Source organism: Bacillus sp. VA15 (assembly GCF_055721145.1).
Map to the genome: position 1 here is coordinate 1 of NZ_JBVQPQ010000036.1, position 442 is coordinate 442.

Sequence of the window (442 nt, forward strand, 5' to 3'; positions counted from 1 at the left end):
AGTATAGGTGTTTGTGTTAGTAAGCTTCATGTCAGTTGCAACGAAGTCGGATAATTCATTTTTGTATTGATCAACTGAGTTGATAAATGTTGATTTCAACACAAGTTTGTCATCAATATGTCCATTAGGATATTTATGTGTAACCATTACATACGGAGATGAACCATCAATCACAAAAGAATTACCTAAATCAGTTCTACCAAAATCACGGTGATTTTTCGGTGCTACATTTGTTGTGGTAGCAGGTGCAGGTGGTGCTGGTGGTAGAACTGGTGCTTCATCAACACGGGCTATTTCTTCATGGTTACTTGGTACGCTAGGTGCATCAGCTTGCATATTATTAGGTGTTGTGATATTTGGCGTATCGACAGTTTGATTTCTTCTTTCTACCTCTGGGTTATACAAATCGTAACGCCCATTAACATTACGTAATTCATATTTC

The 442-nt window shown here is 37.6% G+C and carries 1 protein-coding gene; it reads right to left on the reverse strand.

The window, feature by feature from the left end; all coding sequences use genetic code 11:
- On the reverse strand, positions 1 to 442 hold a 442-nt coding region (locus tag AC0DBE_RS21625), incomplete at both ends, for a hypothetical protein (RefSeq protein WP_472963748.1).